At 64.2% G+C, this 14,261-nt stretch carries 14 protein-coding genes and 1 other RNA gene; 8 read left to right on the forward strand and 7 right to left on the reverse strand.

All coding sequences use genetic code 11. The annotated features are described in order from the left end of the window. Nucleotides 1–2 precede the first annotated feature (2 nt). The 3 genes from ssrS to VGN93_RS18715 all read right to left on the reverse strand — a co-directional run bounded on the left by ssrS (nucleotide 3) and on the right by VGN93_RS18715 (nucleotide 890). A non-coding RNA gene (ssrS, locus tag VGN93_RS18705) (6S RNA) lies at nucleotides 3–161 on the reverse strand. A 50-nt stretch (nucleotides 162–211) separates the two neighbouring features. After that, entirely contained in the window at nucleotides 212–583 is a 372-nt protein-coding gene (locus VGN93_RS18710; protein ID WP_319320994.1) for a cell division protein ZapA, read from the reverse strand. A gap of 34 nt (nucleotides 584–617) precedes the next feature. Beyond that, a complete protein-coding gene (locus tag VGN93_RS18715; protein WP_319320990.1) occupies nucleotides 618–890 on the reverse strand; it encodes a DUF4164 domain-containing protein in 273 nt (90 codons plus the stop codon). A 329-nt stretch (nucleotides 891–1,219) separates the two neighbouring features. Here VGN93_RS18715 and tkt point away from each other — a divergent pair, with 329 nt between their 5' ends. The 3 genes from tkt (at nucleotide 1,220) to VGN93_RS18730 (ending at nucleotide 5,554) form a co-directional block, all read left to right on the forward strand. Continuing rightward, a complete protein-coding gene (tkt, locus tag VGN93_RS18720) occupies nucleotides 1,220–3,202 on the forward strand; it encodes a transketolase (RefSeq protein ID WP_319320987.1) in 1,983 nt (660 codons plus the stop codon). A 73-nt stretch (nucleotides 3,203–3,275) separates the two neighbouring features. Continuing rightward, nucleotides 3,276–4,277 (forward strand): type I glyceraldehyde-3-phosphate dehydrogenase, encoded by a 1,002-nt coding sequence (gene gap / locus VGN93_RS18725; RefSeq protein WP_319320984.1) that lies wholly within the window; start codon nucleotides 3,276–3,278, stop codon nucleotides 4,275–4,277. A gap of 77 nt (nucleotides 4,278–4,354) precedes the next feature. Further along, nucleotides 4,355–5,554: a phosphoglycerate kinase gene (locus VGN93_RS18730; RefSeq protein ID WP_327508627.1), complete on the forward strand. Its 1,200-nt coding sequence runs from the start codon at nucleotides 4,355–4,357 to the stop codon at nucleotides 5,552–5,554. Between the two features lie 404 nt (nucleotides 5,555–5,958). Here VGN93_RS18730 and VGN93_RS18735 read toward each other — a convergent pair whose 3' ends face one another. Continuing rightward, nucleotides 5,959–6,114, reverse strand: coding sequence for a hypothetical protein (locus VGN93_RS18735; protein ID WP_256120972.1), 156 nt, complete (start codon nucleotides 6,112–6,114; stop codon nucleotides 5,959–5,961). Between the two features lie 152 nt (nucleotides 6,115–6,266). Here VGN93_RS18735 and VGN93_RS18740 point away from each other — a divergent pair, with 152 nt between their 5' ends. The 3 genes from VGN93_RS18740 (at nucleotide 6,267) to VGN93_RS18750 (ending at nucleotide 8,631) form a co-directional block, all read left to right on the forward strand. Beyond that, nucleotides 6,267–7,544, forward strand: coding sequence for an MFS transporter (locus VGN93_RS18740; RefSeq protein WP_327508628.1), 1,278 nt, complete (start codon nucleotides 6,267–6,269; stop codon nucleotides 7,542–7,544). After that, nucleotides 7,541–7,729: a DUF1192 domain-containing protein gene (locus tag VGN93_RS18745; protein ID WP_256120970.1), complete on the forward strand. Its 189-nt coding sequence runs from the start codon at nucleotides 7,541–7,543 to the stop codon at nucleotides 7,727–7,729. The genes VGN93_RS18740 and VGN93_RS18745 overlap by 4 nt, the downstream gene beginning before the upstream one ends. 383 nt (nucleotides 7,730–8,112) lie before the next feature. Then, complete coding sequence (locus VGN93_RS18750) at nucleotides 8,113–8,631, forward strand: DUF1465 family protein (protein WP_319321356.1); 519 nt, start codon at nucleotides 8,113–8,115, stop codon at nucleotides 8,629–8,631. Nucleotides 8,632–8,761: 130 nt separating this feature from the next. Here VGN93_RS18750 and rpmE read toward each other — a convergent pair whose 3' ends face one another. Then, on the reverse strand, nucleotides 8,762–8,983 hold the full coding sequence (gene rpmE, locus VGN93_RS18755; protein WP_256120968.1) for a 50S ribosomal protein L31: 222 nt from the start codon (nucleotides 8,981–8,983) through the stop codon (nucleotides 8,762–8,764). Between the two features lie 190 nt (nucleotides 8,984–9,173). Between rpmE and VGN93_RS18760 the strand changes: the two genes are divergently transcribed. Together VGN93_RS18760 and VGN93_RS18765 are read left to right on the forward strand one after the other, a co-directional pair. After that, nucleotides 9,174–10,997, forward strand: coding sequence for an ABC transporter transmembrane domain-containing protein (locus VGN93_RS18760; RefSeq protein WP_327508629.1), 1,824 nt, complete (start codon nucleotides 9,174–9,176; stop codon nucleotides 10,995–10,997). Nucleotides 10,998–11,157: 160 nt separating this feature from the next. Further along, nucleotides 11,158–12,117: a Bug family tripartite tricarboxylate transporter substrate binding protein gene (locus tag VGN93_RS18765; RefSeq protein WP_414714127.1), complete on the forward strand. Its 960-nt coding sequence runs from the start codon at nucleotides 11,158–11,160 to the stop codon at nucleotides 12,115–12,117. Between the two features lie 9 nt (nucleotides 12,118–12,126). Here VGN93_RS18765 and VGN93_RS18770 read toward each other — a convergent pair whose 3' ends face one another. Continuing rightward, nucleotides 12,127–13,158 carry a peptidoglycan -binding protein gene (locus VGN93_RS18770; RefSeq protein ID WP_319320963.1) on the reverse strand — a complete coding sequence of 344 codons (1,032 nt, stop codon included), beginning with the start codon at nucleotides 13,156–13,158 and terminating at the stop codon, nucleotides 12,127–12,129. Further along, nucleotides 13,159–14,235 (reverse strand): flagellar motor protein MotA, encoded by a 1,077-nt coding sequence (locus VGN93_RS18775; protein WP_327508631.1) that lies wholly within the window; start codon nucleotides 14,233–14,235, stop codon nucleotides 13,159–13,161. Between the last annotated feature and the right edge of the window lie 26 nt (nucleotides 14,236–14,261).

Here is a 14,261-nt window from a genome sequence, read left to right on the forward strand (position 1 = left end):
AAGTGCGATCCACGACGACCGATGGATGTTTACGATCCTGGGTGCCTACAAACGTAGGTGGGCGCCATGTGACCAAGCCCACGGGCCGGGTCAGGGACAGCTCCCTTTGGATCGAGTATGGCCCCAGGGATTGTGGTTCCTGTCGGGAAGCGCAGACCGCATCCGATATATAGGCGCAAAGCGGCCTCTTCGCCAGTGGCAATCGTAAGCCTCAGTTGACCGGCGGCTTGCCCGAGAGTTTTGCTGCCATGCCCTGGATCTGGCTGGTCAGGTCGCCGAGCGCCTGGGCGATCGCGTCCTCGCTCTTGGAGACCTCGCTCATCACGCCTTCGCGGCCCTTGCGCAGCTCCTCGGCTTCCTTTTCGAGCTTGGTCAGGCGCCGCGTGATCTCGTTCAGTTCGTCCATCACCATGATGCCCGCCATGACGGTGAGCCGCAGGTCGCCGATCTCGCCGAACTGTTCCTTGAGGTGTCCGACATACCGATCGAAGCCGGCGGCAAGCTCTTCGAGATGCCCCTCCTGGCCCTCTTCGCAGGCCATGCGATAGGCCTTGCCATCGATCTGTACGGTTACCTGTGCCATGCGGAATTGTCCTGATTGCTGGGAAGTCGGGCGGCTAGCGGTCGAGCACGGCCCGGATCGTTTCCATGGCGGTGACGAGCCGGCGGGAAACCTCGCGGTTCACCTCTTCCAGGCGGTTGGCGCGGAATTCGGACTGGTCCAATTCCTGGGCAAGCCGCGAGCGATCGGTATTGACGCGGCGCACCTCGCCCTCGACTTCGCCGCGGTCTCGTTCGCGGTCGAAGCGCAGGTCGAGCGCATTGTCGAGGGCGGAAATCGCCCTGCGCAACTCCTCGATCGCTGCCCTGACTGTTTCCCCGTTCGTCATAAAGCCTTCACCGGCACTCTCAAAAAACGCGAATCGCCGCCGCCAACGCCGGTTCTCTCCGCTTGACAGTATTCAACTGCGGGCATGAGCGTCAACAGCGCGGCGATTGCGGCACGAAACCCGCTGTGGATCAGCGTTCTCGCGGGTTGCGCGAAGCCGGTCCCGCAGCCTTTCAAAAATGCTAAAAAAGCGGCCGGAATCGCCTCGCAAACGCCGCAAAAGCAGCCCAATTCGTTGACTCCGACGGCGCACCTGCTATGTGTCTCCCGCTTCCTAACCGATACCCCAAACGGCATCGGCCCTGACACCCCGAAGAATACGGAACAGTCATGATCTCTCGCGAAAAACACGACCGGATGGCGAACGCAATTCGCTTCCTTTCCATGGATGCCGTGGAAAAGGCGAACTCGGGTCACCCCGGCCTGCCCATGGGCGCAGCAGACATCGCAACGGTTCTTTTCACCCGCTTCCTCTCCTTCGATCCGAAGACCCCGTCCTGGCCGAACCGCGACCGCTTCGTGCTGTCGGCCGGCCACGGCTCGATGCTCCTCTATTCGCTGCTCTATCTGACCGGCTACGAGGACATCACGATCGACGAGATCAAGAATTTCCGCCAGCTCGGTGCGCGCACCGCCGGTCACCCGGAATACGGCCACGCCGCCGGCATCGAGACGACCACCGGTCCGCTCGGCCAGGGCATTGCCAATGCCGTCGGCATGGCCATCGCCGAGCGCAAGCTGCGCGACGAGTTTGGCGCCGACCTCATCGAGCACTACACCTACGCCATCGTGGGTGACGGCTGCCTCATGGAGGGTATCAGCCAGGAAGCACTCTCGCTCGCCGGCCACCTGAAGCTCAACAAGCTGATCGTGTTCTGGGACGACAACAACATCTCGATCGACGGCCCGATCTCGATTGCCGACTCGACCGACCAGCACGCCCGCTTCCGCGCCTCGCACTGGCATACGATCGCCGTCGACGGCCACGATCCGGAGGCGATCGCAGCCGCGATCGAGGAAGCCCAGAAGTCCGACAAGCCGACCCTGATCGCCTGCAAGACGACCATCGGCTTCGGCGCGCCGAACAAGGCCGGCACGCACAAGGTGCATGGTTCGCCGCTCGGTGCGGAAGAAATTGCCGCCACCCGCAAGGCGCTGAACTGGGAATCGGAAGCCTTCGTCGTTCCCTCCGACGTGCTCGACGCCTGGCGCCTCGCTGGTCTTCGCTCCGCCAAGACCCACAAGGAATGGGACACCCGCCTCGAAAAGACCGAAGGCGAGAAGAAGGCCCAGTTCGTGCGCCGCTTTGCCGGCGAACTCGAAAGCGGTCTCGATTCGGCGATTGCCGCCTACAAGAAGAAGCTTGCCGAAACCAAGCCGAACCCGGCGACCCGCAAGGCCTCCGAGGACGCGCTGGAAGTCATCAACGGCGTGCTTGCCGAAACGATCGGCGGCTCGGCCGACCTGACCGGCTCGAACAACACCAAGACCAGCCAGACCAAGTCGATCACGCCCACCGACTTCTCCGGCCGCTACCTCCACTACGGCGTGCGCGAGCACGGCATGGCGGCCGCCATGAACGGTATCGCGCTGCACGGCGGCCTGATCCCGTATTCCGGCGGCTTCCTGATCTTCTCGGACTATTGCCGTCCGTCGATCCGCCTTGCCGCGCTGATGGGCATCCGCGTCATCCACGTGCTGACCCATGATTCCATCGGTCTCGGCGAAGACGGCCCGACGCACCAGCCGGTCGAGCACATGGCGGCGCTGCGCGCCATCCCGAACCTGCTCGTCTTCCGCCCGGCCGATGCCACGGAAACGGCAGAAGTCTGGCAGCTGGCGCTCGAAAGCCACAACCGCCCGTCGGCGATTGCGCTGACCCGCCAGAACCTGATGCCGGTGCGCCTGGAATACGAAGAGGAAAACCTCTCCGCCCGCGGCGCCTACGATCTCGTCTCGGCAAGCGACGCACAGGTCACGATCTTCGCCTCCGGCTCGGAAATCGAGATCGCGGTGAAGGCCCAGCAGACGCTGTCGGCCAAGGGCATCTCGACCCGCGTCGTTTCCGTGCCCTGCGTCGAGCTTTTCGCCGAGCAGCCGGAAGCCTACCAGCAGGCGGTCATCGGCAATTCGCCGGTCAAGATCGCCGTCGAAGCCGGCATCCGCCAGGGCTGGGATCACTTCATCGGCTCGGACGGCATCTTCATCGGCATGTCCTCCTTCGGCGCCTCGGGTCCCTACAAGGAGCTCTACAAGCACTTCGGCATCACGCCGGAGGCTGTCGTCGCCGCTGCGGAAGCCAAGCTCGCCTGAGTGCTCTGGGGGCGCGGCCAACCGCCGCGCCCGCTCGGACTGCCATTTGATTTTTGATAGGGAGAGACCCCAAATGACTGTGAAAGTTGCCATCAACGGCTTCGGCCGCATCGGCCGCAACGTGCTTCGCGCCATCATCGAATCCGGCCGCACCGACATCGAAGTCGTCGCCGTCAACGATCTCGGCCCGGTCGAGACCAACGCGCATCTCGTTCGCTACGATTCCGTCCACGGCAAATTCCCCGGCACCGTCACCGTTTCCGGCGACACGATCGACGTCGGCCGCGGCCCGATCCGCGTCACCGCCATCCGTGACCCGAAGGAACTGCCCTGGGGCGACGTCGACATCGCGCTGGAATGCACCGGCCTGTTCACGACGAAGGAAAAGGCCGGCGCGCATCTCGCAAACGGCTCCAAGCGCGTCATCGTTTCGGCCCCGTGCGACAATGCCGACAAGACCATCGTCTACGGCGTCAACCACAACACGCTGACGAAGGACGACCTCGTCATCTCGAACGCGTCCTGCACGACGAACTGCCTGGCGCCCGTCGCCTACATTCTCGACAAGGCCTTCGGCATCGAGAAGGGCTACATGACGACGATCCACTCCTATACGGGTGACCAGCCGACGCTCGACACCATGCACAAAGACCTGTACCGCGCCCGCGCCGCAGCCCTGTCCATGATCCCGACCTCGACGGGTGCCGCCAAGGCCGTCGGCCTCGTGCTGCCGCACCTCAAGGGCAAGCTCGACGGCTCGTCGATCCGCGTTCCCACCCCGAACGTCTCGGTCGTCGACCTGAAGTTCGTGCCGAAGCGCAACGTCACGGCTGAGGAAGTCAACGCCGCCATCAAGGCCGCCGCCGAAGGCGAACTGAAGGGCATCCTCGACTACGTCACCGGCCCGCTCGTCTCCATCGACTTCAACCATGACAGCAACTCCTCGAACTTCGCCGCCGACCAGACCAAGGTGCTGGACGGCAACCTCGTTCGCATCCTGTCCTGGTACGACAACGAGTGGGGCTTCTCGAACCGCATGTCCGACACGGCCGTTGCCCTCGGCAAGCTGATCTAAGCGACGACCCAAAACACCCGGGCAGAAATGTCCGGGTGTTTTTTCACGACCAGACACCAGACTTTCGGAGCGGCCCCATGACCTTCAAGACCCTCGACAACCTCACCGACATCGCCGGCAAGCGCGTGCTCGTCCGCGTCGATCTCAACGTACCGGTCAAGGACGGCAAGGTCACCGATGCAACCCGCATCGAGCGCGTCGCGCCGACCATCCTGGAACTGTCGAAGAAGGGCGCCAAGGTCATCCTGCTCGCCCATTTCGGTCGCCCGCAGGGTGCCGTCGTCGCCGACATGTCGCTGGAACAGATCCTTCCCGCCGTGAACGACGTGCTCGGCACGAAGGTGCATTTCGCCTCCGATTGCATCGGCGAAGCCGCCGCCGCGGCCATCGCCTCCCTGAAGGACGGCGACATCCTGCTTCTCGAAAACACCCGCTTCCACAAGGGCGAAGAGAAGAACAACCCGGACTTTACCGCAGCGCTCGCCGCCAACGGCGATCTCTACGTCAACGACGCCTTCTCCGCCGCGCATCGCGCGCACGCCTCGACCGAAGGCCTCGCCCACCTCTTGCCCGCCTATGCCGGCCGCACCATGCAGGCCGAACTCGAAGCGCTGGAAAAGGGCCTCGGCAATCCGTCCCGCCCGGTCGTCGCCATCGTCGGCGGCGCCAAGGTTTCCACCAAGATCGACCTCTTGATGAACCTCGTGAAGCGGGTCGACGCGCTGGTCATCGGCGGCGGCATGGCGAACACCTTCCTCGCCGCCCGCGGTACCAATGTCGGCAAATCGCTCTGCGAGCATGACCTTGCCGAAACCGCCAAGCAGATCATGATCGAGGCGGCGACCGCCACCTGCGCCATCGTGCTGCCGGAAGACGGCGTCGTCGCCCGCGAGTTCAAGGCCAATGCCGAAAACGAGGTGGTCGACGTCAACGCCATTCCGGCAGACGCCATGATGCTCGACGTCGGCCCGAAGACGATCGAGGCCGTCAATTCCTGGATCTCGCGCGCCGCGACCCTCGTCTGGAACGGCCCGCTCGGCGCCTTCGAAATCGCCCCCTTCGACACGGCGACGGTCTCGGCTGCAAAACACGCCGCCGCCCGCACCAGGGAGGGCAAACTGGTCTCCGTCGCCGGTGGCGGCGACACCGTCGCGGCCCTCAACCATGCCGGTGTTGCAGACGATTTCACCTATGTCTCGACCGCCGGCGGCGCCTTCCTGGAATGGATGGAAGGCAAGCCTCTGCCGGGCGTCGAAATCCTGCACCAGCAGAAATAACGCGAAGGGGCTTGCGCTCAGCCGTGGATCGCCTACATTTCCAGTCAGTATCAACAACGGAAAGGAAGGTGATCCAATGTCTAATGAGATTTCGGTCTTGGCTTCGGGCATGGGAATTGTGGTGAACGAAACGAGGCAGCCCTCGTTCTGACACGCCTTCCTTCGGGCCCAAAGGCCCGGGTCCACGCCGGACCAAACCTCATGGGGGCCACCTTCGGGTGGCCCTTTTGCGTTTCGGCTCTTTGGTGGCTTTAGGCTCCCCACCCCTCCAACGTCATCCTCGGGCTCGACCCGAGGATCCACCGCCCGCCCACCGCGGATGGATGGTCGGGTCAAGCCCGACCATGACGACGGAAAGGTAGCGGCAATTTGGGATTACGGAGAGCCTCCCTTGGGGAAGCTGTTCAAGGCCGGATCAGAACCGTCAGCATCATCAGCACGATGGCGACGACCGCGATCTTCCAGAAATCCGCGCGCCGCTTCAGCCCCGGCAGGCCGATGGGCCGGATGAGATGCAGCAGCATGACGGCGAGCAGCAAAGCGGGAAGGATTTTCGACATGGTGGCCTTTCTCCGCCCTTCCTGTCACACCCGAGACACTTTTCCAAGCGATCAGCGCAGGGTCTGAAAATCGTTCGCATGTCGCCTTTGCATCTGGCAATCGGCAGCAGGTGCGCTATTCCTTTCCCATTGGCGAAACTCACGAAAATCTCATGCGTAACAACCTCATCTCCGTCTTCGCGCTTCTCATGGGCACGCTGTTCCTTTTCCTTGGAAACGGCCTGCACGGCCTGCTGCTGCCCATGCGCGGCGCGTTCGAGGGCTATGAGACGACGATGCTCGGCCTGCTCGGCACGTCCTGGGCCTCCGGCTTCGTGCTCGGCTGCCTCATGGCACCGACCATCGTCAAGCGCATCGGCCATGTGCGCGCCTTTTCCGGCTTCGCCTCGCTGATCGCCATCATCGCGCTTCTGACCGGCATGCTGGTCGATCCGGTCTGGTGGATCGTGCTGCGCGTCGTCACCGGCTTCTCGATCGCCGGCACCTCGATGATCATCGAAAGCTGGCTGAACGAGCGCGCCACCAATGAAAGCCGCGGCCTGATCTTCTCGCTCTATATCGCCATCACGCTGATCGGCACGGTCGGCGGCCAGTTGACGGTGGCGCTCGGCGACGTGACGACGCCGATCCTCTTCATGTTCGCCGGTATTCTCTACTGCTTCGCCATGCTGCCGACGACGCTGTCGACCGCGGCCTCGCCGCAGCCGCTGAAACAGGTGCGGCTGGACATTCCCGCCCTCTACCGCACCTCTCCCGTCGCCTGCGTCGGCATCGTGCTGATCGGCATCGCCAATGGCGCCTTCGGCACGCTGGGCGCCGTCTTCGGCGCCAATGCCGGCCTCACCTCCAGCACGATCGCCATCATGATGAGCGTGGCGATCTTCGCCGGCGCCGTCATGCAGCTGCCGGCCGGCCGCATGTCCGACCGGATCGACCGGCGCATCGTGCTCGCCATCCTGTCGGCCGTCGCCGCAGGGGCGGGCCTGTCGTTGTTTGTCGTCCAGCCGGCCTCCGTCCCCGTGCTGCTGGTGCTGACGGCGCTGTACGGCGCGACGGCGAACGCGCTCTATCCGATCGCCGTCTCCCACGCCAACGACTTCGCCAGCCCCGAGGACTTCGTGAAGGTCTCCGGCGGTCTGCTGCTGCTCTACGGCATCGGCACGATCATCGGCCCGACGATCGGCGGTCCCATCATGTCGGCCGTCGGTCCCTATGCGCTCTTCATGGTCACCTGCTGGGCGCATATCCTGATCACCGCCTACGCGATCTTCCGCAGCCGCCGCCGCGCCGCCAAGCCCGCCGAGATGCGCGATTCCTACACCACCATCAACCCCGGCACGATGACCACGCCGGAAAGCCTACAGCTCTCGCCGCGCGCCCTGCCCCAACAGCAGGCGAGCGACGATCTATCGGAGGAGAAAACGGCATGAGCCTCTTCGACGACGACCGCCCGCAAAAGAAGATCGCCCACGAGATCGGCAGCGACCTTTCACTCCTTTCGGTGGACGAGCTTGCAGCGCGAATCGCGCTTCTGCGCGCAGAAATCGAACGGCTCGAATCGGAGAAGACGAAGAAGGGTGCAAGCCGATCGGCAGCCGAAAATCTATTTCGTTAACCACGTGCCAGATTGCCGCACCCTTGCCGAAAAGGCACAGAGAAGGGCAAACCGACAATAGAGTTAACCGGCCATTAAGCCTTATACGTTATTACTTGGGACATCCGGTCTTCCGGGTTCAGACATTTTCTCCCTTCGGGGTTTCGGTCTGATTTTTCTCCCTGTTTTACCTTGAGAGCCGCTTTCCGCGGCTCTTTTTTTGTTTGCGCGAGCCGCCTTCCGGCACCTGTGCCGAAACAATTGTGGAGATTAACCCTTTATTAAGAATGCGCTTGCGCGAATTAGGTTATGGGATCATCCTTGAGACATTAAAGGGCGGCTCGGAACACAGAGCCCTCACCTTCCGTTACCTGCATTGTGATGCGTTCAACAGGGATGACACCATGTCCGATCGTGGATTGAATACCGTCAGCTTCGCTGGCCATGTTGCGTCGTCGGCGCAATTCAAATCCCTGTACGCCGAAGGCATGGGTCTCGTCGAGGAAACGGCAAGCTATCTGGACGGCGTCGGCCGCCAGGCCTCGAAGGTCCTGCCCCGCATGGCCTCTGTCCTCTACGCAGCGGAATCGATGCGCCTCACCACCCGCCTGATGCAGATGGCCTCCTGGCTGCTGCTCCAGCGCGCCGTCAACAATGGCGAGATGAGCCGCGACCAGGTTCTGTCTGAAAAGAACAAGGTTCGCCTCGACAGCTTCAACGTCGACAAGACCGCGCCCGGCTGGAACGACCTGCCGGAAGCCTTCCGCGACCTGATCGAACGCTCGCTGCGCCTGCAGAACCGCATCGCCCTGCTCGACCGCGAAATCTACCGCCCGCAGGACGTCCAGACCTTCGCGCCGGACAACCAGAACAGCGTCCAGGCCCAGCTCAACCTGCTGCAGACCGCTTTCGGCAACAACTGAGCGGATAGCCGTAGACGAAATGACAGGACCCGGCTTCGGCCGGGTTTTTTGTTTTTATGGTACGGGCAAAAACAGGCAACAAAAAACCCGGCCGAAGCCGGGTTCTTGAAAATCGTCAAGGAGAAGCAGATTAGAGGCCGAGGCCCGAGAAACGCTTCTTGAACTTGGAAACGCGGCCGCCGCGGTCCAGCATCTGCTGGTTGCCGCCGGTCCAGGCCGGGTGCGAGGTCGGGTCGATTTCGAGGTTCATCGTTGCGCCTTCCGAACCCCAGGTCGAGCGGGTTTCGTACTCGGTGCCGTCGGTCATGACGACCTTGATGACGTGGTAGTCGGGATGGATATCAGCCTTCATGACAATCTTCCTGCTTGTTCCGGGGGCCATTTGTCGCAACGCATTGCGACAGCGGGGCCAAAGACGTAAATGAAGCCGCGGTCGGCTAGACCTACGGCTTCCCAATTCGATGGCGAGCCTATACATGAAGGCCGTCTGGATAACAAGAGCCGAAAGACAATTCGTGCCGCCAGGCACTGGAAACGGGGGTATGGTGTCCGCAGACAGAGAAGCAACCGCGCCGGCGAAAACCGAGCGCCGGACCGTCCGTCCGCTGGGCAGGCTCCTTCCCTATATCGGCCGCTATCGTGGGTTCGTCGCCGGTGCGCTCGTCGCCCTCGTCATGGCCGCCATCACGACGCTCATCCTGCCGCTCGCCGTGCGCCGCATGATCGACCATGGTTTCTCCGGTGCCGATGCGGGCTTCATCAACACCTATTTCATGATGCTCTTCGTGCTGGCCGGGCTGCTCGCGGTCGCCAGCGGCATGCGCTACTACTTCGTCATCACGCTCGGCGAGCGCATCGTCGCGGACCTGCGCCGCGACGTCTTCGCCCATGTGACGAAGCTGTCGCCCGCCTTCTTCGATGTGAACCAGTCCGGCGAGATCGTCTCGCGGCTCACCGCCGATACGACGCAGATCAAGTCCGCCGTCGGCGCCACGGCTTCGGTCGCACTGCGCAATCTTATCCTCTGTCTGGGTGCCATCGCGATGATGGTCTATACCAGCCCGAAACTCTCCAGCCTCGTCATCGCCGCCATTCCGGTCATCGTCTTCCCGCTCGTCGCCTTCGGCCGCTCGGTGCGCCGCCGCTCGCGCGAGGCGCAGGATACGCTGGCCGCAGCCTCCGCCTATGCCGGCGAGGCGATCGGCGCGACGCGCACGCTCCAGGCCTTCAATGCGGAGGAGGCCGCCCGCGCCCGCTTCTTCGGCAATGTCGAAAGCGCCTATGGGGCCGCCCGCGCCGCCATCCGCGCCCGCTCGCTGCTCACGGGTTTTGCGATCGCCATGATCTTCGGCTCCGTCGTCGCCGTCCTGTGGTTCGGCGCGCGCGACGTGCTCTCCGGCAATCTTTCCCCCGGCACGCTCGGCCAGTTCCTGCTCTACGCCGTCTTCGCCGCCGGCAGCCTTGGCGCGCTCTCCGAGGTGTGGGGCGAGCTTTCGCAGGCCGCCGGCGCTGCCGAGCGCCTGACGGAACTGCTTGCCGAAGAGCCGGCGATCACCGCCCCCGCAAATCCGCTCGCCCTGCCCCTCCCCGCCCGCGGTGAACTCGCCTTCCAGGACGTGCACTTTTCCTACCCCGCCCGCCCCGGCTATCGCAGCGTCAACGGCCTGAGCTTTGCCGTCAAAGCCGGCGAGACCGTCGCCATCGTCGGCCCCTCCGGCGCCGGCAAGAGCACGATCCTGTCGCTCGTCCTGCGCTTCTACGATCCGGATGCCGGCACGATCACGCTCGATGGCGTCGACCTGCGCGCCGCCGACCCGGAGGAACTGCGCCGCCGCATCGCGCTGGTGCCGCAGGACGTCACCATCTTCGCCACCACGATCCGCGACAACATCGCCTTCGGCCTCGGCAATGTCAGCGACGAGGCGGTGCAGGCCGCCGCCCGCGCAGCACAGGCAGAGGAATTCATCGCCCGCCTCGACAAGGGTTACGACACGATGGTCGGCGAGAGGGGCGTCACCCTGTCCGGCGGCCAGCGCCAGCGCATCGCGATTGCCCGCGCCATCCTGAAGGATGCCCCCCTGCTGCTGCTCGACGAGGCGACCTCCGCGCTCGATGCCGAAAGCGAGACGCTGGTGCAGAAGGCGCTCGACGGCCAGATAGGCAAGCGCACGACGATCGTCATCGCGCACCGCCTTGCGACCGTGCTGAAAGCCGACCGTATCCTCGTCATGGAGGCGGGTCGCGTCGTAGAAGAGGGCACGCACCAGTCGCTCATCCGCCAGGACGGGCTCTATGCCCGCCTTGCCCGGTTGCAGTTCGATCATGGCGGCCAGGCCTTCCTGGGGGAAGATCGCGCGGCGAGTTAACCGTTACCTGCCCTTGCCTCCCCGGCCTGCCGCCCTATTGTGAAGGGGCGACCTGCGTCACTCTTGGCCCGCGTCACTCTTGGCCCGCGTCACTATTGGCCCGCGTCACTATTGGGAGGAGAACCCCGTGGCATTTTCGACGATTACCCGCCGTACCCTCATGGCCCTCGGCACCACCGTGCTGGCATCGCTGGCGCTCGGCCTGCCCGCCAGCGCCCAGCAATTTCCCGACAGGACCATCACGCTCGTCGTGCCCTTCGCGGCCGGCGGCTCGACGGACGTGGTCGCGCGCATCATCGCGCAGAAAATGTCGGAAGGGCTTGGCCAGCAGGTCATCGTGGAAAATGTCGGCGGTGCCGGCGGCAGCCTCGGTGCGGACCGTGTGGCACGTGCGGACCCGGACGGCTACACGATCCTGATGGGAACCGTCGCGACCCATGCGCTGAACCCGCTCATCCTCAAGACCAAACCCTATGATGCGGAAAAGGACTTTGCGCCCGTCTCGCTGCTCGTCGTCGTGCCGAACGTGCTGGTGGTGAACCCGGAACTGCCGGCGAAGAACGTCGAGGAACTGCTGGCGCTGCTGAAGGCCGATCCGCAGGGCTACAGCTATGCCTCGTCCGGTAACGGCACGCCGCTGCACCTCTCCGGCGAACTTTTCAAGAGCATGGCCGGCGTCAGCATGCAGCATGTGCCCTACAAGGGCTCCGGCCCGGCGCTGAACGACGTGATCGGCAACCAGATCCCGATCATGTTCGACAACCTGCCCTCCTCCTCCGCCCATATCAAGGCAGGCACGCTACGCGCGCTCGCCGTCACGACGAAGGAACGCGCCGCCTCCTTCCCGGATGTGCCGACGATCGCCGAATCCGGCATTCCCGGCTACGAGACCTATACGTGGAACGCGCTTTTCGCGCCGGCCGGCACGCCGACGGAGGTCGTCGCCAAGCTCAACGAAGCGGCGAACAACGCGCTGAAGGATCCCGCCGTCATCGAGCGCATGAAGGAGTTCAGCGCGACGATCGTCGGCTCGACGCCGGAAGAGCTCGGCAAGCATGTGACCGCCGAGCTTGCCAAGTGGAAGCCGGTCGTCGAAGGCGCCAAGATCCAGATGGATTGACGAAAACCGTCACCTCTCGGTGAGTTTCAGCTCGATGCGGCGGTTGGTGGCGCGCGCCGCGTCGTCCTGGCCTTCGGCGATCGGCTGGAACTCGCCGAAGCCTGCTGCGACGAGGCGGTTGGCCGGCACGCCGTTGGCAATGAGGAATTTCACGACCGACGTCGCGCGGGCGGACGAGAGCTCCCAGTTGTCGCGGTAGCGCCCCGTGCCGGAGAGCGGCACATTGTCGGTATGACCGTCGACGCGCAGCACCCAGTTGATCTCGGCGGGGATTTCGCGCGAGAGGTCGAGCAGCGCGGCTGCAAGCTTGCCCATCTCCGCCTGCCCTTCCGGGTTCAGCTCGTTGCCGCCCGAAGGGAACAGCACTTCCGACTGGAAGACGAAGCGGTCGCCAACGATGCGGATGTTTTCCCGGTCGGAAAGGATTTCGCGCAGGCGGCCGAAGAAGTCGGAGCGGTAGCGGTTGAGCTCCTGCACGCGCTGCGCCAGCGCCACGTTGAGGCGGCGGCCGAGATCGGAAATCTTCGCCTGCGAGGACTGGTCCTTCGCCTCGGAGGCCTGGAGCGCCTCTTCGACGGCGGCGATCTGGCTGCGCAGTGCCGCGATCTGCTGGTTGAGCAGCTCGATCTGGCTCATGGCGCGCGCGGTCACCTGCTTTTCCGCATCGAGCTCGCCTTCCAGCGTCGTCGCGCGGGCCGTGGCAGCGTCGGAGACGCCGGCGCCGCTGTCGAGCAATTGCTGCAGGCGGGTGCGGTCGCTTTCCGACTGGGCAAGCGAGGCCTGCAGATTGGCGAGCGAATCCTCCAGATCCTGCTTGCCGCTCTTTTCCAGCGCCAGAAGCTGCGTCAGCTCGTTGATCTGGCTGGTCAGCCGGTTAAGCACGTCGTCCTTGCCGGAGATTTCGCGGCTCAGGAAGAACTGCGCCAGCACGAAGACGGTGAGCAGGAACATGATGGCGAGCAGCAGCGTCGACAGCGCATCGACGAAGCCCGGCCAGTAATCGACCGTGCGCTGGCTGCGGCGATTGCGGGCAAGCGCCATTTATTCGCCCCCGGCCTTGTGCTTTTCCGTGACGCGTTCCGGCAGTTTCTCGACGGCCTTTTCACCGCTGCGCGCGGCAATCCTGTCGAGCGTGCGGCGCAGCGCCTTCGATTCCTCCTGCTGCGCCTCGATCCAGTCGCGCAGCATCTGCTGTTCGCTGCGCATGTTCTTCACCAGACCCTGGATGCCTTCCGCAAGGCTCGCCATCGCAGCCGTCGAGCGGCCGGGGCCGCCTTCCTGCGCGAGTTTGAGGATCTGCTGGGCCAGCGCCTGCACGTCGGTGGCGGAGGACGCCGCCATGTCGGCAACCGGCTGGAGCTCCGAACCGACATCGGTCACGGAGGAGAGCCAGTTTTCCAGCTCCGTATAGAAGCGGCTCTGCGCGCGGCCGGCCTGGAGGTCGAGGAAGCCGAGGATCAGCGACGAGGAAAGGCCGAAGAGCGAGGTGGAGAAGGCCGTGCCCATGCCTTCGAGCGGCGCGGACAGACCTTCCTTGAGGGCGGTGAGGATGTCGTTCGCCGTGCCGCCGCCGGCATCGAGCGACTGGATGACCGTGCTGATCGAGCCGATGGTGCCGAGCAGGCCCCAGAAGGTGCCGAGCAGGCCGAGGAAGACGAGGAGGCCGATGAGGTAGCGCGACGTATCACGCGATTCGTCGAGGCGGGTGGCGATGGAATCGAGGATGGAGCGCAGCGCCGCTGTCGACAGCGCCATCGAATGGCGCCGGCCGATCAGCGCGCGCATCGGCGCGAGCAGCACCGGGTCGCGCCCGACTTTTTCCGCGCTGCCGGCGGCACGGAACGAATTGAACCAGCGCACTTCCGGCCGAAGCGCCAGCACATGGTTGAACACCAGGAGGATGCCGATCAGCAGCACGCCGATGATGAGACCGTTGAGGCCCGGATTGCTGAGGAAGGCCGATTGCGTCTGGCGGAAGAGAATGGCGGCGACGAACCCGACGATGATGAGGAAGATCACCATCGTCCAGAAGAACGCCATGGGGCTCGAGAGTTTGAGGGGATAATCATCCCCGGACTCGGACGACCCTCCCCAGCCCGACAGCGCCAGCTTAGCCATGTAGTCGCATCTCCACTTCCTCGGTC

It is taken from the genome of Shinella sp., assembly GCF_035998705.1.
GTDB lineage: Bacteria > Pseudomonadota > Alphaproteobacteria > Rhizobiales > Rhizobiaceae > Shinella.